The sequence below is a fragment of the Prevotella melaninogenica ATCC 25845 genome (assembly GCF_000144405.1).
GTDB lineage: Bacteria > Bacteroidota > Bacteroidia > Bacteroidales > Bacteroidaceae > Prevotella > Prevotella melaninogenica.
On the sequence record NC_014371.1, the window covers coordinates 1329261 to 1352910 of the forward strand.

Genomic DNA, 23650 nt, shown 5'->3' on the forward strand with positions numbered 1-23650 from the left:
GACGAGTTAACAAGTTGCTTGTGAAGGGAGACAAAGTAACAAGGTAAGTTGACAAGTAGACGAGTAAACAAGTTGCTTGTGAAGGAGACAGAGTAACATGGTTAACAAGTAGATAGGTTAACAAGCAACTTGTCAACTCGTCTACTTGTCAACTCGTCCACTTCAAAGTGAGACAAAGTTACATAAGAACAAGTTTTCCTTTATAGCAAGCCACTCGTCCACTTGTTACTCGAAAGAACTTTGTTCTCCTGTTACTTTGTCTTCAATTATCCTGTCTACAATCAACTTGTTTACTTGTCTACTTGTTCACATGTCTAACTCGTCTACTCGTTCACTTGTCCACTTGCAACAAAAAACCGTGCCAAGGTCCGCAAAGACCTTGGCACGGTATGTGACTAACGCTGTGGAATTATTATTGCGTCGATTTAGTAGTTTGACTCCTCAACCTGGAAGAAGCTCTGTGGGTGGTTACATACAGGGCAAACAGCTGGAGCCTTCTTGCCGATAACGATGTGACCACAGTTGCGGCACTGCCAGATGCAGTCGCCCTCACGAGAGAATACTACGCTATCCTCGATGTTCTTCAAGAGCTTGCGGTAACGCTCCTCGTGGTGCTTCTCAACCTTACCAACGCTGCGGAACTTAACTGCCAACTCAGGGAAGCCTTCTTCCATAGCATCCTTTGCCATCTGCTCGTACATATCGGTCCACTCGTAGTTCTCACCAGCTGCTGCGTCAGCGAGATTCTGAGTTGTTGTAGGGATATCACCCTCATGGAGGAACTTGAACCAAATCTTAGCATGCTCCTTTTCGTTGCGTGCTGTCTCCTCGAAGAAACCAGCAATCTGCTCATAGCCGTCCTTCTTAGCCTTTGAAGCATAGTAGAGATACTTAGTGTGTGCCTGGCTCTCACCTGCGAAAGCGTTCTTAAGGTTCTGCTCAGTCTTTGTACCCTTCAAAGCCTCTGGGTTGAACTCCTTGAACTTCGCAGCCTTAGCGTGACATACTGGGCACTCTGCTGGAGCCTCTGTTCCCTCGTGGATGTAACCACAAACGGTGCAAATAAATTTCTTTTTCATAATGTTCTTGTATTTGTATAATGTTCTTGTATTATAATATGATTTGTGTATGAATTACGAATACTATCACTTTTATACCCACTGACAGTCAGTTGGATATCTATTGTGTTCTTGCTCTGTAATTATTACAATCTTTCTGGGTGCAAAGGTATTAATTATTTCCGAATCTGTCAACTTTAATCGCTCTTTTTTTATACCAAACGACCTATTTAGACAACGAATAATTAATGAATGAATAGTACTAACAGGGCGCATAAAAGACAAAAAACCTCTGTGTTTCACGTTTCCAAATAGGATGTTTCAAACCCCAAGTTCCAATCATAAAGTTAACTACGAATTACGCGAATGACACGAATTTTTATACTTTGAACTTTGAGGTTTGAACTTTGAACTTTATGATATGTACCTTTAATGACTACTAATTACGCGAATGCCACGAATCATTATACTTTGAACTTTGAGGTTTGAACTTTGAACTTTATGATATGTACCTTTAATGACTACTAATTACGCGAATGACACGAATTATTTAGTAATAAGGATTTGCGTAATTAGCGAAATTCGTAGTCATAGAAAGTTCCAAGTTCAATGTTCAAAGCTCAATGTTCAAAGTTCAAAGGTAAAAGAGTTCAAAGTATAGAAGTTTTTAGTTAAAAAAATATTAGTTAAATAATTGTAGTTTATAAAAATATGGTGTATCTTTGCCACTCAGTAACAAAAACAACTATTAGCTAAAAACCAAAAGGAGTTCGGGAACCAAGTAAACCTAAGCTTGGGGACGGGCGACGAGATCTATAAAATGAAAAAGAAGAAAGCCAAGATTTTACTTGCTGCCTTGTTATTGGCAGTGGGAGAGACCGCGTTCGCTGACGGAAAGGCAGTGAGTGGTATTCGACAAATCAATCCAACAACGGTAGAGATTACTTATAGCGACGGTGGCGTGATGACAGTAGACTTCTATGGTCAGAATGTATTTCGCCTTTTTCGCGACCCAAAGGGTGGCATCGTTCGTGACCCTGTTAGTAATCCTCCAGCACGTATCCTCCTCGATAATCCACGTAAGAACGCTGGACGGTTGAGCGTTAATGCGACCGATGCCGACGTGGCAGTCGCAACCGCTGAGGTACGTGTGCGCTTCGATCGCAACACAGGTCTGATGACTGTCACCGACCTTCGCAATGGTAAGGAGGTTATTAAGGAGGTGAAGGGAGTCGACTTCCAGAAGAATCGCACCACTGTAACCCTTGCCAATGCAGCAGGAGAGTATTTCTATGGTGGCGGTGTACAAAATGGGCGCTTCTCACATCGTGGCAAACGCATTGAGATTGTCAATACCAACAGCTGGACTGATGGCGGTGTTGCTTCGCCAGCTCCGTTCTATTGGTCAACAGGGGGCTATGCTGCCATGCCTTACACCTTTGCTCCCGGTGCCTACGACTTCGGAAGTACGGATAAGAACACGGTGACGATTAGTCACGATATGCCTTATCTCGACCTCTTCCTAATGGTCGATACAACCCCAGTTTCTTTGCTTCAAGATTATTATCAGCTGACCGGTAACCCCGTCTTGTTGCCAAAGTTTGCTTTCTATGAGGGCCACCTCAATGCCTACAACCGCGACTATTGGAAGGAGACAACCGAAGAAGGTAAGGGAATCCTTTTTGAAGACGGCAAGCGATATGTAGAAAGTCAGAAGGACAATGGCGGTATCAAGGAAAGCCTCAATGGCGAGAAGCAGAACTATCAGTTCTCTGCTCGTGCCGTTATCGACCGTTATAAGAAAGACGATATGCCATTGGGTTGGATTCTGCCTAACGATGGATATGGAGCTGGATATGGTCAGACAACTACCCTCGATGGTAATATAGCCAACCTTAAGAGCCTTGGCGACTATGCGCGTAAGAACGGTGTAGAGATAGGTCTATGGACCCAGTCAAACCTTCACCCAGTCGACAGCATTCCAGCACTCTTACAGCGTGACATCGTGAAAGAGGTGCGTGATGCAGGCGTACGTGTCTTGAAGACCGACGTAGCATGGGTCGGTGCGGGCTATTCCTTTGGACTCAATGGTATTGCCGATGTGGCTAATATCATGCCTTACTACGGCAGCGATGCGCGTCCGTTCATTATCACCCTCGACGGCTGGGCTGGTACACAGCGTTATGGCGGTGTATGGTCGGGCGACCAAACCGGTGGCGAGTGGGAGTATATCCGTTTCCACATCCCAACTTATATCGGCTCTGGACTCTCCGGAATGGGTAATATTACGAGCGATATGGACGGTATCTTCGGTGGAAAGAACCTACCAGTGAACATTCGTGACTTCCAATGGAAGACCTTTACACCAATGCAGTTGAATATGGATGGGTGGGGTAGCAACCCTAAGTATCCACAAGCTTTGGGCGAACCAGCCACAAGTATCAACCGCTCTTATCTCAAACTCAAGTCAATACTCCTGCCTTACACCTACTCATGTGCCCATGAGGCGGTGACTGGTAAGCCACTCATGCGTGCGATGTTCCTTGATGATAGCAACGATTACACCCACAGCAGTGCTACACGCTACCAATATATGTATGGTCCTTCGTTCCTCGTGGCACCTGTCTATCAGAACACGGCAGCCGACAAGGAGGGCAACGATGTGCGCAATGGTATCTACCTACCAAAGGGAACATGGTACGATTACTTCACGGGTGCTACTTACGAAGGTGGTTGCATACTCAACGATTACTTCGCACCCATCTGGAAGTTGCCTGTCTTGGTGAAGTCGGGTGCTATCATTCCGATGGTTAATCCGAATAATAATCCTTCTGAGATTGACAAGAACCGTCGTGTCTTTGAACTCTATCCAGACGGCAAGACCGAGTTCACACTCTATGATGACGACGGTACAACACAGAAATATCTCGCTAATGAGAAGGCTACAACCCGCATCACCTCCGATCTTAACGATAAGCAGGTGTTGACCGTAAGTATCGACAAGACCGAAGGATCGTTCGATGGAATGGTGAAAAATCAGTCGACAACCTTCTATCTGAACACCAATGCAAAGCCTAAGAAGCTCACAGCCGTTATCGGTGGGAAGAAGATTCGACTCACAGAAGCAGAGCAGGGCGATAACACATGGCAGTATGTTCAGGCTTCGAATATCAACCGTTTCTCAACGGCTAACAGCGAGATGGAACGCCTTTTGGTAACTAAAAATGCCCAAATCATCGTGCGTTTGTCTTCCTGCGACATCACAAAGGAGGCTGTAGAACTCCGTGTGGAGGGTTTCGTACGTCTGAATAAGTCTAATGAAACCTTGCGAAAGAAGGGTGCCTTGACAGCTCCAGAGCTCCTCGAGGCTGATATTCAGTCGTATAGTGTCACTCCAAAGTGGAAGCCTGTGCAGAATGCTGACTACTATGAGATAGCCTTCAACGGTCAGACTTATACCACTATCCGCCACAATTCACTCCTCTTCGACGATCTCCAGCCTGCCACCGACTATGATTTCAAGGTGCGTGCAGTCAATAGCGAGGGTGCAAGCGAGTGGACGCCGCTACACGTGAAGACGGCTGTCAACCCATTAGAGTATGCTATCCAAGGACTTACCGCAACCTCTACTGCCCGCGATATGGAAGGTTTCGAAATCCATCGACTCGTTGACTTCAGTACGACTGGCGACATCTGGCACACCTATTATTATACGAAGGCGGTGCCATTCGACTTCACTGTCGACCTTCATAGCACCAACACCCTCGACAAACTGCAGTATGTTCCACGTGCAAATGGCGGTAACGGTACGATTACGAAGTGCGATATCGCTGTCAGCAAAGACGGTAGAAACTGGACAGAAATCGGTCCACAGCAGTGGGCTCGTGACGGTAGAACGAAGGAAGTGACGCTCTCTACCCACCCAGTGGCACGTTATGTGAAGGTGAGCGTGAAGGAAGCTGTTGGCAACTTCGGCTCTGGTCGTGAGTTCTATGTCTTCAAGGTGCCGGGTACAAAGACTATTCTGCCGGGCGATATCAACCTTGATGGTAAGGTAGACGAGAACGATTTCACCTCTTATATGAACTATACAGGACTTAAGAAGGGCGATGCCGACTTCGATGGTTATATCTCTGGTGGTGACATCAACGGCAACGGTCTCATTGATGCTTACGACATTTCGAATGTTGCCATGCACCTTGAGGATGGTTGGAACGACGATGACGTAGCCCCTGTTGGCGGTAAGGTTTATTACGAATACAACCGTAAGTCTTATGCTGCAGGCGACGATGTCATCATCAAGGTGAAGGGTAAGGACCTGCAGTCAGTCAATGCCTTCAACCTTATCTTCCCATATAGTCCGAAGGAATTGCAGTTCGTTAAGGTTGAGACCGACCCATCAATGGTAATGCGCAACCTCACCTACGACCGTCATCACAGCGATGGTTCTCAGGTTCTCTATCCAACCTTCGTGAATGTGGGCGACCACCATACGATCAATGGCGATGCCGACCTCCTCGTCATCCGTATGAAAGCCCTCAAACCATTCACTGTTAAGAACACAACTGCCAAGGGCTTGTTGGTGGATAAGCAGTTGAGAGAGGTGGAGTTGTAGAAAAGCAAGCAACTAACAACTAACACCCCCCACCTAACACCCAACTGGCCCCTCCCCCTTACCCCTCCCCCAAAGGGAGGGGAGTGAAATGCGGGATACCCCGTAAGAAGTAAACGAGTGGGCGAGTTAACAAGTAGACGAGTTAACAAGTATACGAGTTAACAAGTATACGAGTTATATGTCACAAAGCATATAACTCGTTAACTTGTCTACTTGTCTACTTGTCTACTTGTCAACTTGTCTTCTAAAAACCTCCATGCTATCTTTGAACTTTTCCGTGTGGCATTACGTCATAGTTTTAAACCCGAATCTGTCATTAGATTCTAAACTTATTTTGTATAAATATCAATTAGTTTGTCTATCTTTGCAGCGCCAACGTAGCAGACTACGCCAAGGTACGAAGACTGACACGATGCTGATAAGAAAATAAAAGGCATTAGAAATCAATATAATTAGTAAGCTTTATGAGCATTGTAATCTACTAACCGATTCGGTTTTAATCACATCTAAGGAATGTGCGAAGCTTTAGCACGGAGTGTGCAGAGGGTAAACACCGTTGGTGCAAGCCGTCCACACAATTTTAATAGTGCATGAATAGGGGCTTGAATATTATCGAAGAGAACTAAAGAGAACAATTATTTATTTTTTACATATATGTTATTCGAAAGATTTTTACGCAATAAGTCTCTGATGGCGGCAATGGCATTGACCGCTGTTATGCCAAGTGTTGCGAAGGCTTCGATTCTGTCAGCTGCTCCAACAGCTGAGGGGGAGAACCAGCAACTCAAGGCGGGAGTTTATTTCATTGTTAATGACAAGCGTCAGGCAGGCACAGACCTCCATGTCTATGTTGACGAGAGTGGTTTGCATGGAAAGAATTACACGTCTCTTGCTGCAGACTATTCTAATGCTTTTCTCCTTCATGCTAAGGGCGACAAGTATACCATTCAGAGTTTGAAGGATGGTAAGTATGTGCAGAATGTCAATGGTAACAGTGTCCCTTATAAGACAGGCAACGACGCTCATAAGTTCCAGATTGTTTATCAGTCACAGTCAAGTGGTACGGGTAAGTCTTACTTCAATATCTATAATGATAATGTAGGAGGAAACCAATTCTGCTGGCACCTCGATGCTCAGAGAAACGTTGTACGTTGGTATCCATTGACAGATAACGGCAGAATAGCACTCGGACCAAGTGAGTTTCGTCTTGATCCAGTGACTTCTCTCAGCAAGCAGCAGGTTCTTGATCGTTTGGCTGAGTTGACAAAGATTGTTGACCCACGTAAGGATTTGAATAAGTACTATCAGATTGTGTCTGATACTTACGGCAGAGCAATGCGTGAGGACTATATTGTTGGAGAGCTGTCTACGGGTGGTTTCGTTGATACCGACTACAGCTACTGTTGGAAATTAGTGAAGTTGGGTAGCGGTCGTTATGCTTTCCAGAATGCTGTTACAGGTAAGTATATTGCTCAGCAGAATGGTCAGACAAGCCGTTACTATACAACATCTGAGGAGCAGGGCAATGGCTTTGAGTTCAATCTTAACGAAAGCGACCCATATGTATTGACTTTCGAGATGGTTGATGCTTACAACGTAGGTATTCACTGTGCTGAGAGTCAGGGCTATCATCCAGTAGGATGGTATGTGAACAACGAGGCTAATAAGTGGGTCTTCAAGGTGGCTACAATCGATCAGGCAAAGCTCAAGGAACAGCAGGATGCTTACAAGGCACGTGTTGACTTGACGAGAAATGTAGACAGGTACGCTACGGCTGTTGCAAAGTATTTCACTAACAGTGCCGCTACGGAGGTTACTGCCGCTACTAAGGCGATGACCGATGAGGCTTTGAAGGCGCAGATGACTACCGAGGGTGTGCCACAGGGTTTGCAGGAGGTTGTGTTGAAGATTAAGAACCAGAGCTGGACCGTTTATCCAAGTGGTCGCAACTGGGAGAAGCAGTTCCGTATCGCTGACTATAAGGTTTACAGCGAGAATAACTATGGTGCTTGGGCGCGTTCAATGGGTATCGGCTACGATTATGGTAGTATGACGAACCCAACAGGTGTAACTGCTCGTGATGGCGAAGACCTCTTTGTCTTCCTTGGCGATGACATCCCACAGGATGCAACAGTGCAGATTGAGCTCGTACCATTGGGTACACGCAGTGCTGGTAAGTACCATAACTTGAAGAAGGGATTGAATATTATCCTCAATCAGGGCGAGAACAACGTGTTTGTTAACTATATCGGTCGTACCTTCAACAACGGTAAGTACCTTAGAGATTATAAGCCTATGAACATCCACATAGAGGGTGGTAAGGTGAATGGTTACTTCGATCTTACTAAGGGTAATACCAATGAGGACTGGCAGAAGATGCAGTCTGACGGTCTTGTTTGGGCTAAGGCGTTCAATATGAAGGGCGAATTGGTTGTTATGAACATGCCAAGCCAGGCTTGCAAGGACTACACTCCTGTTCACATGAAGGAACTTGTTGAGATCTGGAACAGCATCGTACAGCGTGAGGACGACCTCATGGGCTTCCGTGCCGCTAAGCGTGATAAGTGCAACAACGTCCTCAATGCTACTGCCGTTGACCATGGTTATATGTATGCTACAACAGGTGGTACCTACTATAACTACAACACTTTGGCTGACGTACTCAACTACGACAAGATGAAGTGGGGTAATGGTACACTCTGGGGTCCTGCTCATGAGTTCGGTCATAACCACCAGCAGCTGTTCAATACGGCAGGTATGACGGAGATTTCTGTCAATATGTACTCTAATATGGTGATGTTTACTTCTGGTCGTGTAACCAGTCGTTCAGAGCATTGTAATTATACTGACGTGGATGGTCAGGAGCATAGAGGTGTTTGCGAGAGTGCAGTTTCAACCTATGCTGACCGCTTTGCTAATAAGAAGATGTGGTTTGAATATGGCACATGGGGTACAACGCAGATGTACTACAAGCTCTATATGATGTTCCATTCGACTGGTCTTGATGATCAGTTCTGGCATAAGTGCCTCGATTATCTCCGTACCCACCGCCTTGAAGGTCAGGGAACAGCCAACTGTCAGGGTCAGAACGACTACTTACTCTTTGCTAAAGCGTGTTGTGTAGCAGCCAATCAAGACCTCTCAAGCTTCTTTGAGGCATGGGGACATTTCTATGATGTGAACGGTTCTGTTATCGGTGACTACAGCAACACAACCATGTATACCACGAGAGCACAGTGGGTGGAGGCGAAGAAGTTCATGCAGCAGTTCCCTAAGGGCCCTGCAAACAATATGATTTTCATTGACGATCATATCCGTCCTACCCCAGCTATCTATCCTGGTGCTGCTCCTGGCACAATGCGTGAGGACTTCAATGGTGCCGTACGTGTTGGTACTATGGGCGACTTCGGCTCATGGGATCAGTTCTGTCCAGACAGCCTTGGTCAGGGTTATGCTATTATCAAGACGCAGAGCGATGCTAATGGTCGTCGCACCTATACTATGGAGGCTAAGAACAGCCACGTGGTAGGTTTCAAGATCTACGATAGTAAGGGTAATCTCATTTACTTTGCGAACACCAAGACATTCACTATTCCTAAGAAGGTGATGGAGGATGCACAGAACAATATCGTTATTAAGGTCTGCGGTTCAGACGGTTCTGAGGTTGACCCAGGCACTGTTCCATTGGGTATCAAGACCTTCTCAGCTCAGGCTAACGGTGGTAAGGTAGATGTTTATAGCATCTATGGTGTCCTCGTTCGTAGTAAGGTGAACCCAGAGACAGCCCTCGAAGGCTTACCTAATGGCGTTTATGTTGTTGGTGGTAAGAAGGTGGTAGTGGGTAAGTAAGAAGCCGAAGCAGCAGCCATTACTGGCCCCTCCCCCGTCCCCTCCCCCAAAGGGAGGGGCGTGAAATGTAACGAAAGCAACTGGCCCCACCCCCAACCCCTCCCCCATAGGGAGGGGAGTGATTAGCGAGATACCCCTATGATAGGAAAAGCTGTTTAGTCATTCCTAAGCAAACAGTTTCCTGCACTCCCCCTCTCTGTAGGAGAGGGGGTTGGGGGTGAGGCTTTATAAGATTTAAAGACAGAGTAATACGTTCGTTTGTTACTCTGTCTTTTTTCTATTATTAGTCCTTTTTGTACTTACTAACTATTTCCATTTCTCAGGTATAGAAACAGACTGATTTCCAACTGTGATAGTATGGGGCATGACAGCATTACGAAATCGACGTTCATTCTTTTCGAGAAATACCCATTTGCTATGAAAGGTTCTGAGGTGATTATGTAATTCAAGAGCGTGGCTGCCTGGTGGGAAAAAGACTTTGACCTTCTTATTAGGATAATTTGTATGTATAAAATTTAATGGAGGGATAAGGTCGGTGTCCGCACTTATCAGTACAATAACATCTGTTTTATCTTGAACACAATCAGCCATCATACGGACTGAGATGTTTACATCGGTCCTTTTTTCTTCAGGTTTCGATATCGAATATTTACAATAGGGACATTCAATCTGCTTAGACATGTATTTACCCCTAATAACTTCAAACTTATCAGAATGCAGGATGCGGTTTGCATTGAGGAATGCACTCTGGCGACTGTTCTTCTGTGGGCTAAGAGGAGAAGCTGTGAAGTAAATCACCTTTTCAAGAACTTGGTCGGGACCGAGAAAACTTTCGCAGAAAGCGACTAAATCCAACCAATAAAAATCCTTCCATTCAGGGGAAATCTTTTTTTTGCGTTTCAATGCAAAATAGAAATTGAAACCATCGAAATAGAATGTTACTCTCTTTGGCATAGTATGTAGATTAAATAAAAAAAGCCACTCGGAAGTGGCTGAAACTCTGCAAGAAAGCAGAGCGATGCTTTTAATACTGCAAAAGTATAAAATTAAAAGATAAGTTCCAAGTTTTTTCTCCATTATTTTCTGTTGGATATGATAATTTATTGCAATGAAAAAGACAATATTGATTACGAGCTTTTTGATATACTCCCAGTATATGGAAGGATAAGAACTCTTTAACCAGAGATACGATTATCGCACGTTATAAGTTTAGTTTTTATTTGCTGTCACTTTTAACATTTCAAGTAGTCCCAATGTAAATCAATAAGTTAGAACGTAATCGTAAGTGACAGTAATGACAGCAAAATTATTTTCAAGGACTACCTTCTTATAATGATTCGTGCCATTAGTACCATTCGTAGTTCAAATTCTAAAGGCGACTACGAATTACGCAAATTGCACGAATCACTTAGCAAAAGAATTCGTGTCATTCGTGCCATTCGTGCCATTCGTGCCATTCGTAGTCGTTCGTAGTTCTGATTATAAAGTTCAATGTTCAAACCTCAAAGTTCAAAGTTAATAGTTCAAACCTCAAAGTTAACAGTTATTTTACCGTATAAACAGTCGAGGTCAGTTTCATCTTTTCGACATCAAACGTAGTGAGGTAAGAAGTATCTGCGAAGGCTGTTGAGAGAACGGAGAACCTCTTTATCCCATACAGGTCGCAACCATAAAGCATATAGTTAGCGATATCTGTCGTTGTGAAATAAGGTGTCATCGGAGTATGTGAGTGTATTACCTCTGTTATCTCTTCACCATTCATTGTTATTGGTTGCTCAAGAAAACTACGATGAAACCTGCGCCAACTGAGTATGTTCATATCCTTGTCAAAGTCGAAAGCGTAGTCATCACCGATAGGAATCACCCCATGTTTTGTTGTACCATGCAGGAGGTAGAGTCTATAACCACCTTTCTCCAAAGGGAGCAAGTCCCAGTTCAAGCCAGAAGTGTTAGCCAAGAAAATACTATCTCCCTTCTCTTTTATGACCTTACGCGGTGCAATCTGCTTTGCTTTGAGCTGTTCAATCTCGGTTGGTTTAAGTTTACGTGGTGTGGCAGAACAGACATAGAAACTCGTGTCGTTACTCAAGTGGAGCGTCAGTTCAAAGACGGTTTGTTCCTTATCAAGGTTAGCAAAGATATAACGCCATGTCAGGTTTCCTTCTTCAAAAGCGGTAGCAGAATTGATTTCCTCTCTCTTGACATTATATTTCATAAGCGAATCAGTAGCTCGCCACGCCAATTTCTCATAAGTATACAACCACATTCCTTCCGCAAGGATAGAGTCATTGATAGCTTGGAAACGCTCTGGAGAGGGCGCAGTCAACTTCTTTGGTGCGGTCTGTGCCTTACCATAAATGGAGAAACATAAGAAGAAAAGTACGAACAAAATCGGTTTTGTCTTGGATTTGCAAAGTAATGTTTTCATAATAGTATTTGTTTAGGAAACCTCACCCCCCAACCCCTCCAGCCTCACCCCCCAACCCCCTCTCCGAAAGGAGAGGGGGAGTGCAGGGAACAGTTCGCTTAGGAACGACTAAACATCTTTTCTAACCATAGGGGTATCTCGCTAATTACGCCCCTCCCTCTGGGGGAGGGGTCGGGGGTGGGGCCAGTTGGTTGGCCAGTTGATTGGTTGATGGGGCCAGTTTATTACTCCTCCATCAACTTCCTATATCTACCCTTCTTAATCTCCTCATTGCCGAGTCGGCGTGCCTTATTGATTTCGTAATCAGAGAAGCCACCTTCGAAGTAGACAACTTCACCATTACCCTCAAAGGCAAGGATGTGGGTACAGATACGATCGAGGAACCAACGGTCGTGGCTGATGACAACCGCACAACCTGCAAATGCCTCAAGACCTTCCTCCAATGCACGGAGTGTATTCACGTCGATATCGTTGGTAGGCTCATCGAGAAGGAGGACATTACCTTCCTGCTTCAATGCCATAGCCAACTGAAGACGGTTGCGCTCACCACCAGAGAGTACTGAACAAAGCTTGCTCTGGTCGGTTCCTGAGAAGTTGAAACGTGAGAGATAAGCACGTGAATTGATGTCACGTCCACCCATACGAATCGTCTCGTTGCCTTGCGAAACTACGTCATATACCGTCTTGTTAGGGTCGATATCCTTGTGCTGCTGGTCAACATAAGCAAGTTTAACGGTCTCACCTACCTCGAACGTACCGCCATCAGCCTGCTCCAAGCCCATGATAAGGCGGAAAAGCGTTGTCTTACCCGCACCGTTAGGACCGATAACACCTACGATGCCGTTAGGAGGCAACATGAAGTTGAGGTCGTTGAAGAGAACCTTCTCACCAAAAGCCTTCTTTACGTGCTGTGCTTCGATAACCTTATTACCCAAGCGTGGACCGTTAGGAATAAAGATTTCGAGCTTTTCCTCACGTTGTTTTTGTTCCTCGTTGAGCATCTGCTCGTAAGAATTCAGACGCGCCTTACCCTTTGCCTGACGCGCCTTCGGTGCCATGCGCACCCATTCCAACTCACGCTCCAAAGTCTTACGACGCTTAGAAGCCGACTTCTCTTCCTGCTCCATGCGCTTTGTCTTCTGATCGAGCCATGAAGAGTAGTTACCCTTCCATGGAATACCCTCGCCACGGTCGAGTTCGAGAATCCACTCGCTCACATCGTCCAAGAAGTAACGGTCGTGGGTAACCGCGATAACAGTACCCTCATACTGCTGCAAATGCTGCTCCAACCAGTCGATACTCTCAGCATCAAGGTGGTTGGTAGGCTCATCGAGCAACAATACATCTGGCTTCTGAAGGAGCAGACGGCAGAGGGCAACACGACGGCGCTCACCTCCAGAGAGGTTGGTCACAGGCAAATCACCCTTAGGACAACGCAGTGCATCCATCGCCCTTTCGAGTCGTGAATCAATGTTCCAGGCGTCCGTTGCATCGATAATATCCTGCAACTCAGCCTGACGCTGCATCAGCTTATCCATCTTGTCAGCATCAGAGTAATACTCCTCCAAGCCAAACTTTACGTTGATATCGTCGTATTCCTTCAGTGCATCATAGATATGCTGCACACCTTCCATAACATTCTCCTTCACGGTCTTCGCCTCATCGAGTGGTGGATCCTGTGGCAGATAACCCACCGAATAGCCCGGACTCCATACCACTTCACCCTGTGTTGGTTCCACAAGACCAGCGATAATCTTCATCAGCGTAGACTTACCTGCGCCGTTGAGACCAATAATACCTATCTTTGCACCATAGAAGAACGAGAGGTAAATGTTCTTCAGAATCTGTTTCTGGTTCTGTGGGATAATCTTCGATACACCCACCATTGAGAAGATAATCTTCTTGTCGTCTACTGTTGCCATTTCTTCTTTCGTTTGTTTTGTAGGCAAAGATAACGAAAATAATTCATATTGGCAAGTTAAGAAGTTGACAAGTAATCAAGGTGCTTGTGGAAAGAAGACAGAGAATATAAAAGACAGGGTAACAGAAGAACGCTTAGGATTCAGTCTTTTATTGTCTCAACATATAGCGACTTTCTAATAATTACCACGCCCCAGAGACTATTATATCTATCTTCTTTGTGAACGAGAGAATATGTATTGTTTTCAATTGTTTTATTGACGAAAAGAAATCACCGTAAAAGATTTCTATTACTATTCCTCTCAAGGATTTGCATTTGATGAATAGCTATCTGATTAAGTCTAACAAGTCTTTCCCCTTGAGGTATATCATCATTGATAAGTACTGCATTGATATTCTCCATGTTCGCCAAACAAATCAATTCATTTACAGAAGCATAGTCACGAATATTACCTTTCAAATCAGGATTAGACTCTCGCCATTGTCTGGCAGTCATTCCAAACATGGCAACATTCAGCACGTCTGCCTCCTCTGCATAAATGATGTTTGCCTGCGTAGGGGTAACTTTCTCAGGGATGAGATGACTCTTTATAGCATCCGTATGTATGCGATAGTTTATCTTAGATAATTCTCTTTTTGCAGTCCATCCTATCAACTCTTGTTCTTTAGCTTTCAGACGTTGGAACTCCATGACAAGATAAAGTTCAAACTCAACAGAAACCCAATTGGCAAACTTGAAAGCTATATCACGCTGAGCAAAAGTACCACCACCAGCTCCATTCTTAGTGAAGACACCTATTGCTGCAGTCAACTCCACCCATCTGGTTGGGCTCATAGTAAAAGAGTTACTACCTGCTTCTGCCAAAAGGGGGTCGAATTCGACCCCTTTGAAGTTAGGATTGTTTAGTTTCTCCCATAAACCCAAATACTCCAGCGTATTCTTTTGGCGCATCCAATTCTTAACAACGTCTTTAGGCTCAGCAGTATTCTTCTGTCGAGCAATGTCTGTTATACAGATGTAATCAATACCATCTTTTGTCATAGTCTTAATTGCTACATCTTTAACGAAGATTTCTCCCTTCTTTGTCATAGTATTATTATTTTTATAAATATATGTGCAAAGATAATATAAAATTCACTTCCTGCTCACTCCTATCAACAAAATACTAATAAAATCGTTGATAAATAAGAATAATGTTTACCTTTGCAGGGGTTATCATTAACAGAATACTAACGTAACGTGTTGGCAGCCAAACATAAATATACGAAGTTTTCTTATCTTTACTTACTTACAAACACCCACCGACAGGGAAACTTATCCCTCAAATTAGGAAAGTATTATCTTATAAAACAAGCGATTATGGAAGAATCTCCTTCAGCCTACAGATGGTTCGGATATATGTTTGTTTGGATGCTGGCGTGTCTACTTATTCTTGACAAAGGAGTAAGTTCCGAGCTGTTTCTCTTCATCCTTTTATTAGTAGCAATAGTGCTCAATGCTTATTGCGCGTATAAGTTTGCTTTGGGAAAAGGGACATTCTTAGCCATACTGGCATTCGTCGTGGCTATGGTGCTTGACTTCTTCCCAATTGTTGCCTATTTTGTAATAATAGAAATATTCATGGCGTAACTAACACTTCAGAGTCGTTTCCTACTTTTCTTATCGCACTTACGCTTTGAATTTTCCTTACATAATAACGGCGAAAACACCCCTAAGAACACCCAAAAACAGTCTTTTTAAACGTCTTTGTAACTAACAGTATATCAAATTATTGCAGACTCGTAATGCAAAAGGTGCTTAATTGGACTCCAAAAGGGCGTTAATAAGACCTCAAAAGGGCATCTTTTGCAAGCCTAAAGGGCGTCTTTGAGAAGCTAAAAGACCATATGTTAAAACACTGCGTATAGAAAATTGTTTACAAATAAACGCACCCACCTCCCCCGACCCCTCCAAAGGAGGGGAGTGCCTAACGGAGTGAGAGTTAAATCAAAAGCAGGAACCTCCCCCAACCCCTCCAAAGGAGGGGAGTGCCTAATAGATAAAGATTAGCAGAGTAAACTGATTGTCTTTTGGCTGATTTCGTTTTTTATCATTACCCCATTTGACACTCCCCTCCTTTGGAGGGGCTGGGGGAGGTCCCCTTTTATCTCTTCAAACATTTGTTAAAACATTACACCTTTTTGTACTTTTAACAATGTTAGAATCCTTCGTTTGGTAAAATTATCGTAATTTTGCACCAAATCTTGTAATAAAGCTTATTATAGCTAAAAGATAGATTCCGAAAAACGGTTTACGATAATGTATTCACGTGTTATGCCACTAAGCGTTACTCCACAAGAAATCATATAAAAAAACAATAAATTAAATTACTCAATTTAAATGAAAAAAAGTTATGTTAAGCCCTGCAGTACATGTGTAATCATGGCTGTTGAGCAAGCTATGTTGGCAGGAAGTAAAGGTCTTCGTGTTACAAACCAAAACCTTGAAAGGGTGGATCATACCATAATCGGTTCTTCTACGCCTTCTACGCCTTCTGCGGGTGGAAATGCTAAAGAGAATCCATTTCAATATGATGAAGAGTAAGTAAAACCATTAAAAAAAAGAAACCAAATGAATTTCAAGAAGATTTACGGTCTTATCCTTGGTGTCATTGTCGCAGGCTTGACATCATGTTCAAGCGATTTGAATAATGAGGAGAAAGCTCCTGTTGGTCCTAATGAGACAGCGGTACGTTCGCTGAGTATTGCTACAGGCGATGCAAAAACTCGTTCAGAAGTTAAGATTGATGCTGATAATAAGTGGGTTACTGGTGATAGATTTATGGCTTTTAACCGCACCTTTACGGGTTCTTCTTCTGAGTCTCGTTATGGCGTGTTAACTGCAAGTAGCACTGGTACAAGAACAACACTTGATGGTGTGATCGCATGTAAGGATAATGACGAGTTAGGCATTTTCTATCCTGGTTCATACGTCACAGGATTTGATCAAGGTAAAATGCCAGTAGTTATGACTGCAAGTTATATCAATGATAATAAGGGTCAAGATGGTTCTAAGGAGAACCTAAAGTACTTTGATTATAGCTATGGAAAAGGAAAGGTTACTGTAAATGGTGCTTCTGCATCAGGTAGCGTTGATATGAAAAAGTTGTATTCTGTCTTAGAGTTAGACTTCACGGCTGGTGGTGTTAAGCTTACGAACATCAAGAAGCTCGTCCTTTCTAATGTTCTTACAGAGGCTGTTTATAATATTCAGAGCAATCAGTTAGAGAGTCTTGAAACTGGTAAGATAGAAGTTAATTCACCAGTAGCACTCGAGAAGGTGTATGTAGCGATATTGCCACAGAACCACTTCAGCCCTACATTTGAAGTATATACCACGGATAATAAGTCTTATCGTTTCGCAGTAAGCACTCCAAACTTTAATCTTGTTGCTGCTAAGGTTTATCCATTTACAGTGCAGGTTAAGGAGTTTACTCCAAATCCTCCATACATTGAAATCGGTGGTGTGAAGTGGGGTAAGTATAACCTCCAGTATTCTACAGGTACTAAAGTTAATGGTTGGGTAGATGGTTATCACCTTGCAGAGAACCCTTGGGATTATTATATGTATACACCTTCGAAAATTACAGAACCACTTTCGGATTTACAAATGAGTCTTCCTTCGTATAATCCAAATGATGTTAAGTTTGATCACTTCAGATGGGGTGATATCGAATATGCTTACGACTATACAAAGACTGGACAATTCTGGACTGAAAGAAGAGATATACAAGGTGTTATTAGCTCAGACAAGAAGCATGGTGATTTGGCTGCATACGCTTCTAACAACAAGTGGAAACTTCCAAGTGCTACGGATTTCAATAATCTGATGAAAGCCACTGCAGAGTATCTCGGTTACTTTATCGATGATAATGGCAACAAGGTTTATGGTGTGTTGTTTGATCCAAACGTAGCAGAAGGACTTAAGGGTAAAGTCTTAGATAAGAACAATAAAGTACTTGGTTCAAGTAATACGGCTGCTATAATTAATGCAGGTAAGAACTTGAGACAGTTTGTCAAGTCAGATTTCGACAATGCACTGTTCTTCCCTATGGCTGGTATATATTATACTTATACTGGTGCTATTGATAAGCCAGGTAGTCAGGGTGGATACTGGACCTCAACAAGTAATCCTTCTAACAATAATGCTGCAGCATTCATGCCACAGATGATGAGCAATTCTTTGGGTGTTTATCAGGGCTTCTCTGGTACTACTCAGAAAGCTTTGATTAACAAGAATAATATGCACAGCATTCGTCCAATCTATGTAGGACAGTAATAAATAAGGTCACCCAACAGACTCTTCCCGACTCCTTCCCATGCAGGGAGGGGAGCAGATACAACAATATCCTTGTGGATATGCACGCAGTGGGGAGCTGAAAGAAGGGGACTGAGAAAAGAATATAACCCAAAAGGGAAGATGTAAAAGATGATTTTACGTCTTCCCTTTTCTTTGGACTAAAGAAAAAGCCTCACCCCCAAACCCCCTCCAGCCTCACCCCCCGACCCCCTCTCCGAAGGGAGAGGGGGAGTGCTGGGAACAGTTCGCTTAGAAACGACTAAACAGCTTTTCCAACCATAGGGGTATCTCGCTAATCACTCCCCTCCCTATGGGGGAGGGGACGGGGGGTGGGGCCAGTTGCTTTTGTTACATTTTACTCCCCTCCCTATGGGGGAGGGGCAAGGGGGAGGGGCTGTTTGTGTCTGTTTGTGTCTGCGTTGTCATAATTATTACGTACTGATAAGAACTCCGTTCGAATAACTCTGGATTATAGTAGTAATCATAATTATGAATTATGAATTCTGAATTTTGAATTACTATAATTGCTTGTGTGCGTGAACAATACTTCTGATTAAAAAAAAAGAACATTTCTTTTGGTATTTGTTGTATAAACGACTATATTTGTAGCACAAAACCTAAATCAATAGAATATATGTCTAATTTTATGAAAGTAAGTCAGAGTCGCAGAAAGCACCCACCATTTGTTAGTGGTCGCTTAGCTTTCTCCTTTGCACTTGGGTTGATGGCATTTGCACCGTCCCCAGTATTAGCCAATGTGGATGCGAACACGAGTATGAGTGTTCAGCAGCAAAAGCAGAGTATCAATGGTGTAGTGAAAGATGCTAATGGCGACCCAGTCATTGGTGCTTCTATACTGGCAAATGGTACTCCAGTAGGGGTGACCGACATGGACGGTCGCTTCTCAGTCTCTGTCGCTCCGGGTACGGAGTTGAAGATTAGTTATGTTGGTTTTGCCACTCAGAGCGTCATGGTGAGAAGTGGTGTGACGAACTATAACATTACTCTGAAGGATGAGAACAGCGCCTTGAGTGAGGTTGTTGTTGTCGGTTATGGAACTCAGAAGAAGGCAAACCTCTCCGGTTCTGTTGCACAACTCGATAGTAAGGCGCTCGAAAACCGCCCTATCTCTAACGTGTCTTCAGGCTTGCAGGGCTTACTTCCAGGTATCACGGTGACCGGAGCTGACGGTGCGCCGGGTCTTGACAATGGTTCGATTCTTGTGCGTGGTGTGGGAACATTGAACTCCGCTTCACCTTATATATTGATTGATGGTGTTGAAGCAGGAACGCTCAACTCGCTTGATCCAGAGGATATCGCGAGTATCTCAGTTCTGAAGGATGCTTCTTCAGCAGCCATCTATGGTTCAAAAGCATCTAACGGTGTGATTCTGGTAACTACAAAACGAGGGCAGAACGGTGCGCCAAAGGTTAGTTATTCAGGTTATTTTGGTATTCAGAATGCAACAGCCTTGATGGAAAGGATGAATTCTGCCGATGCCGCTTACTATTATAATAAGGCATTGGAGCGTAGTGGTAAGGCAGCACGTTTCTCTGATGAAGCAATTAAGAAGTTCCGTGATGGTTCAGACCCTTACAATTATCCTAATACCGACTGGTACGATCTTGCATTCAAAACCGCTTGGCAGAATCGCCATAGCGTGAACATTACGGGTGGTAATGAGTATGTGAAGTATCTGGCTTCTGCTGGTTATCTCAAGCAGAGCAGTATTCTTCCTAATGCAGGTCGTGAGCAGTTTAATGGTCGTGCGAATCTCGACATGGTGTTGTCAAAGCGCATCACTGCCCATCTTAACCTCGCTTATATCCAAAACAACTATCGCGATGCAAGTAGTGCATACGCTGGTGGAAGTAGCGATCAGATTATTCGTCAGCTGAATATCATCGCGCCTTGGATTGTTTATAAGTACGAAGATGGTACATATGGTACTGTTTCTGATGGTAACCCAATGGCTTGGCTGGAGTCAGGAATGACCGTAAACCGCAACAACCGTAACTTTACGGGTATGATTGGTCTTGACTATCAGATTCTGAAAGACTTGAAGTTGACGCTGCAGGGCGCATATGTTGATGCTTCACAGCGTTACTCTTACTTCCAAAAGTTCATTCAGTATAACCCTAATAAGGCCTCTGACCCTAACAAGTTAGAGATTGCTCACTATGACTGGCATCGTACAACCTTCGATGCGTTCCTAAACTATGACAAGTCATTTGCGAAGCATAACTTCAAGGCTATGCTCGGTTGGCATACTGAACGCTATAAGTATCTGCCAGACTGGATGTATCGTAAGAACTTCCCTAACAACGAACTTACCGATATGAACGCTGGTGATGCTTCGACACAGCAGAATGCTGGTAACACTCGCGAGCTGTCAATGGTGTCTTACTTCGGTCGTCTGAATTACGACTATGCTGGTCGTTACCTCTTTGAGGCAAACTTCCGTTCTGATGCTTCTTCACGCTTTGCGGAGGCTCATCGCTGGGGTTTCTTCCCATCATTCTCTGCTGCATGGCGTATCTCTGAGGAACCATTCATGGAGAGTTCAAAGTCATGGTTGAACAACTTGAAGCTGCGTGCATCATGGGGTCAGCTTGGTAATCAGGACGCTTTGAACGATTACTATCCTTGGATGAACACTTACAACCTCAATGCGAAGTATCCATTTGGTGGTCAGCTCACTCCGGGTTACTATCAGGGTAGCTATCACCTTGAGACAATCTCTTGGGAGCGTTCAACCACATGGGGCGTTGGTCTTGACTTTACCCTCTTCGGTGGTTTGACTGGTTCGTTGGATTACTACAACCGCAAGACGACTGGTATTATCATGAACGTGTCTGCTCCTGCAGAGTTTGCACTCGGTGCTTACAAGGATAATATCGGTGCATTGCGCAATCAGGGTGTTGAGCTTTCATTGGCTTACGCAAAGCAGTTGAACAAGGATTGGACAATCAATGTTGGTGCGAACTTCGCTTACAACAAGAATAAGATTCTCAACTTGGGTGAAGGCACAGAATACATTGGTAGTGGCAACCGCCGTACAGCAGTAGGTCAGCAGTACAATAGCTTCTTTATGTACAAGGCTACTGGTAAGTTCTTCAACTCACAGCAGGAGGCTGACGACTACACAGCGAAGTATGGCAACCCATTCGGACGTAAGTTCATGGCGGGTGACCTTATCTATGAGGACACAAACGGTGATGATAAGCTCGATTCAAACGACCGTATCTACACCAAGCATACTGATATCCCAGCAATTACCTACGGTTTCAATCTCGGTGCAACATGGAAGAACATTGACCTCTCTATGATTTGGCAGGGTGTTGGTGCAGTATCTCATATCTACAATCGTGAGGTACTTGGTGAGTTCTCTGGTGATGCCAGCCACCCTTCAACACTGTGGAAAGACTCATGGACAGACGACAATCACAATGCTAAGTTGCCACGCGTATTCGAGACAGGAAACAGCCCAAGCGACATGACTCGTGCTATGTCAACCTTCTGGTTGTGGAACACAGCCTACTTGCGTTTGAAAACTTTGCAGTTGGGTTACACCCTTCCAAAGAGTGCACTCAAAGCTATTGGACTTGAGAAGGTACGTATCTACTATGCAGGTGAAAACCTCCTTACCTTCGATGCATTGCCATTCAATATTGACCCAGAAGTGACCAGCGAGCGTGGATCATCTTATCCATTGCTGCGCTCACATTCTATCGGTATCAATATCACATTCTAACCGTAAATACCCGATATACATTATGAAAACTGTAAGAACATATATATTAGCAGGTGTGGCAGCCTTTGCGCTCACATCTTGTAATGACTACCTTACCACTGTGCCGAAGGATGCAATGTCACCATCTACAACATGGAAGACGGGCGACGATGCTGAGAAGTTCCTTGTGGGCTGTTATGATGGTTGGGAAGATGGTGGAGCCCTGCTTTATTGGGACGCTGGCTCTGACTTTGCGTACAACAACTTCCCTTGGGAAGGCTTTACCAATATCGGTAATGGTTCGCTCTCACCATCGTCTCCGGGTTGGTCGTTCTACGATTATACTATCATTGGTAGATGTAACACCTTCCTTGAGAATGTTGATAAGTGTGTATTCAGCAGCGATGCGGTAAAGAAAGACCTCGTTGCGCAGGTGAAGGCTATCCGTGCTTACAACTATTTCCGCATGGGTTTCCTCTATGGTGGTGTGCCAATCGTTAAACCTTTCACCAGTGCTCAGGAGGCACGCGTGCCACGTAATACGGAGCAAGAAGTGAAGGATTTGGTATTCAAAGACCTTGATGAGGCGATTGCTGATATCAATACGTCTCCTGCTGCACGTGGACGTATCGCAAAGGGTGCTGCCTTAGCTATGAAGATGCGTGCTGCTCTCTACTGGGGCGACTATCAGAAGGCGAAGGATGCTGCTCAGGCTATCATCGACTTGGGTAAGTATGAACTTGATCCTGACTACACTAACCTCTTTAAGTTGGCTGGTGTTGACTCAAAAGAAATCATCCTTGCCGTACAGTATAAGAGCGGTACTCGCCCACTGGGCACTATCGGACAGCTCTATAACAATGGCGATGGTGGCTGGTCATCAGTGGTTCCAACACAGAAGTGTGTTGATAACTATGAGATGAGTAATGGTATGACAATCACTGAGGCGGGCTCTGGCTATGATGCAACGCATCCTTTCCATGGTCGTGACCCACGTATGGCAATGACGATTCTCTATCCCGGTTGCGACTGGGAAGGAACTATCTTCAATACCCTCGACGAGAATGTCAATGGTAAGAAGAATCCTAACTATCCAACCAATGCTGCCAACTCATCTAAGACTGCCCTCACATGGCGTAAGTACTTAGATCCAAAGACACAGTATGCTGACGTATGGGACACAGAGGCTTGCCCTATTGTCTTCCGCTATGCAGAGGTGCTCTTGACATGGGCAGAGGCAGAGAACGAGTTGAATGGTCCTTCTGCCAACGTCTATGCAATGATTGACAAGGTGCGTACACGCGTGGGAATGCCTGCTGTTGACCAGTCAAAGTATAACACAAAGGACAAACTTCGTGAGTTGATTCGTCGTGAGCGTGGCTCAGAGTTCGCTGGTGAGGGTCTCCGTCGTGCTGATATCTTACGTTGGACAAGCAATGGTAAGATGGTCGCAGAGACAGTTTTGAATGGTCCATTGAACCGTATCACAGGTACTATTAACACATCTGCTACCGACCCAACCATGCGTGCCGTAGTCAGTGGTAGCAGCAAGGTTGAGGACCGTACGTTCCAAACCTTCAACAGATATCTGCCTATCCCACAGTGGAATATCTCTGATAATCCTAAGTTGGAGCAGAATCCGGGGTATGCGAAGTAAGGGAAACTGACTCGAACTCGTCACAACTGGCCCCTCCCCCAACCCCTCCCC

At 44.4% G+C, this 23650-nt stretch carries 12 protein-coding genes; 7 read left to right on the forward strand and 5 right to left on the reverse strand.

The window, feature by feature from the left end; translation table 11 throughout:
• Nucleotides 1-425: 425 nt before the first annotated feature.
• Complete coding sequence (gene rbr / locus HMPREF0659_RS12090; RefSeq protein ID WP_013265577.1) at nucleotides 426-1079, reverse strand: rubrerythrin; 654 nt, start codon at nucleotides 1077-1079, stop codon at nucleotides 426-428.
• A gap of 799 nt (nucleotides 1080-1878) precedes the next feature.
• Between rbr and HMPREF0659_RS12095 the strand changes: the two genes are divergently transcribed.
• Both HMPREF0659_RS12095 and HMPREF0659_RS12100 read left to right on the forward strand, forming a co-directional pair.
• Entirely contained in the window at nucleotides 1879-5673 is a 3795-nt protein-coding gene (locus HMPREF0659_RS12095) for a TIM-barrel domain-containing protein (RefSeq protein WP_013265708.1), read from the forward strand.
• Nucleotides 5674-6327: 654 nt separating this feature from the next.
• Nucleotides 6328-9522, forward strand: coding sequence for a M60 family metallopeptidase (locus tag HMPREF0659_RS12100; RefSeq protein ID WP_044046157.1), 3195 nt, complete (start codon nucleotides 6328-6330; stop codon nucleotides 9520-9522).
• Nucleotides 9523-9828: 306 nt separating this feature from the next.
• Here HMPREF0659_RS12100 and HMPREF0659_RS12105 read toward each other — a convergent pair whose 3' ends face one another.
• The 4 genes from HMPREF0659_RS12105 to HMPREF0659_RS12120 all read right to left on the reverse strand — a co-directional run bounded on the left by HMPREF0659_RS12105 (nucleotide 9829) and on the right by HMPREF0659_RS12120 (nucleotide 14960).
• Nucleotides 9829-10476 carry an NYN domain-containing protein gene (locus HMPREF0659_RS12105; RefSeq protein ID WP_044046235.1) on the reverse strand — a complete coding sequence of 216 codons (648 nt, stop codon included), beginning with the start codon at nucleotides 10474-10476 and terminating at the stop codon, nucleotides 9829-9831.
• Between the two features lie 589 nt (nucleotides 10477-11065).
• Nucleotides 11066-11950: a hypothetical protein gene (locus HMPREF0659_RS12110; RefSeq protein WP_226893220.1), complete on the reverse strand. Its 885-nt coding sequence runs from the start codon at nucleotides 11948-11950 to the stop codon at nucleotides 11066-11068.
• 224 nt (nucleotides 11951-12174) lie between these two features.
• Nucleotides 12175-13872 (reverse strand): energy-dependent translational throttle protein EttA, encoded by a 1698-nt coding sequence (gene ettA / locus HMPREF0659_RS12115; protein ID WP_013265323.1) that lies wholly within the window; start codon nucleotides 13870-13872, stop codon nucleotides 12175-12177.
• A gap of 269 nt (nucleotides 13873-14141) precedes the next feature.
• Nucleotides 14142-14960 carry a KilA-N domain-containing protein gene (locus HMPREF0659_RS12120; protein ID WP_013265536.1) on the reverse strand — a complete coding sequence of 273 codons (819 nt, stop codon included), beginning with the start codon at nucleotides 14958-14960 and terminating at the stop codon, nucleotides 14142-14144.
• 270 nt (nucleotides 14961-15230) lie between these two features.
• Here HMPREF0659_RS12120 and HMPREF0659_RS12125 point away from each other — a divergent pair, with 270 nt between their 5' ends.
• The 5 genes from HMPREF0659_RS12125 (at nucleotide 15231) to HMPREF0659_RS12145 (ending at nucleotide 23599) form a co-directional block, all read left to right on the forward strand.
• Nucleotides 15231-15500, forward strand: a complete 270-nt coding sequence (locus HMPREF0659_RS12125) for a hypothetical protein (protein ID WP_013265555.1) — start codon at nucleotides 15231-15233, stop codon at nucleotides 15498-15500.
• 750 nt (nucleotides 15501-16250) lie between these two features.
• Nucleotides 16251-16454: a hypothetical protein gene (locus tag HMPREF0659_RS12130; RefSeq protein WP_044046158.1), complete on the forward strand. Its 204-nt coding sequence runs from the start codon at nucleotides 16251-16253 to the stop codon at nucleotides 16452-16454.
• Between the two features lie 27 nt (nucleotides 16455-16481).
• Nucleotides 16482-18188 (forward strand): hypothetical protein, encoded by a 1707-nt coding sequence (locus HMPREF0659_RS12135; protein WP_013265507.1) that lies wholly within the window; start codon nucleotides 16482-16484, stop codon nucleotides 18186-18188.
• Nucleotides 18189-18855: 667 nt separating this feature from the next.
• Entirely contained in the window at nucleotides 18856-21963 is a 3108-nt protein-coding gene (locus HMPREF0659_RS12140) for a SusC/RagA family TonB-linked outer membrane protein (RefSeq protein WP_394330199.1), read from the forward strand.
• A gap of 22 nt (nucleotides 21964-21985) precedes the next feature.
• Nucleotides 21986-23599, forward strand: a complete 1614-nt coding sequence (locus HMPREF0659_RS12145) for a RagB/SusD family nutrient uptake outer membrane protein (protein ID WP_013265074.1) — start codon at nucleotides 21986-21988, stop codon at nucleotides 23597-23599.
• Nucleotides 23600-23650 lie beyond the last annotated feature (51 nt).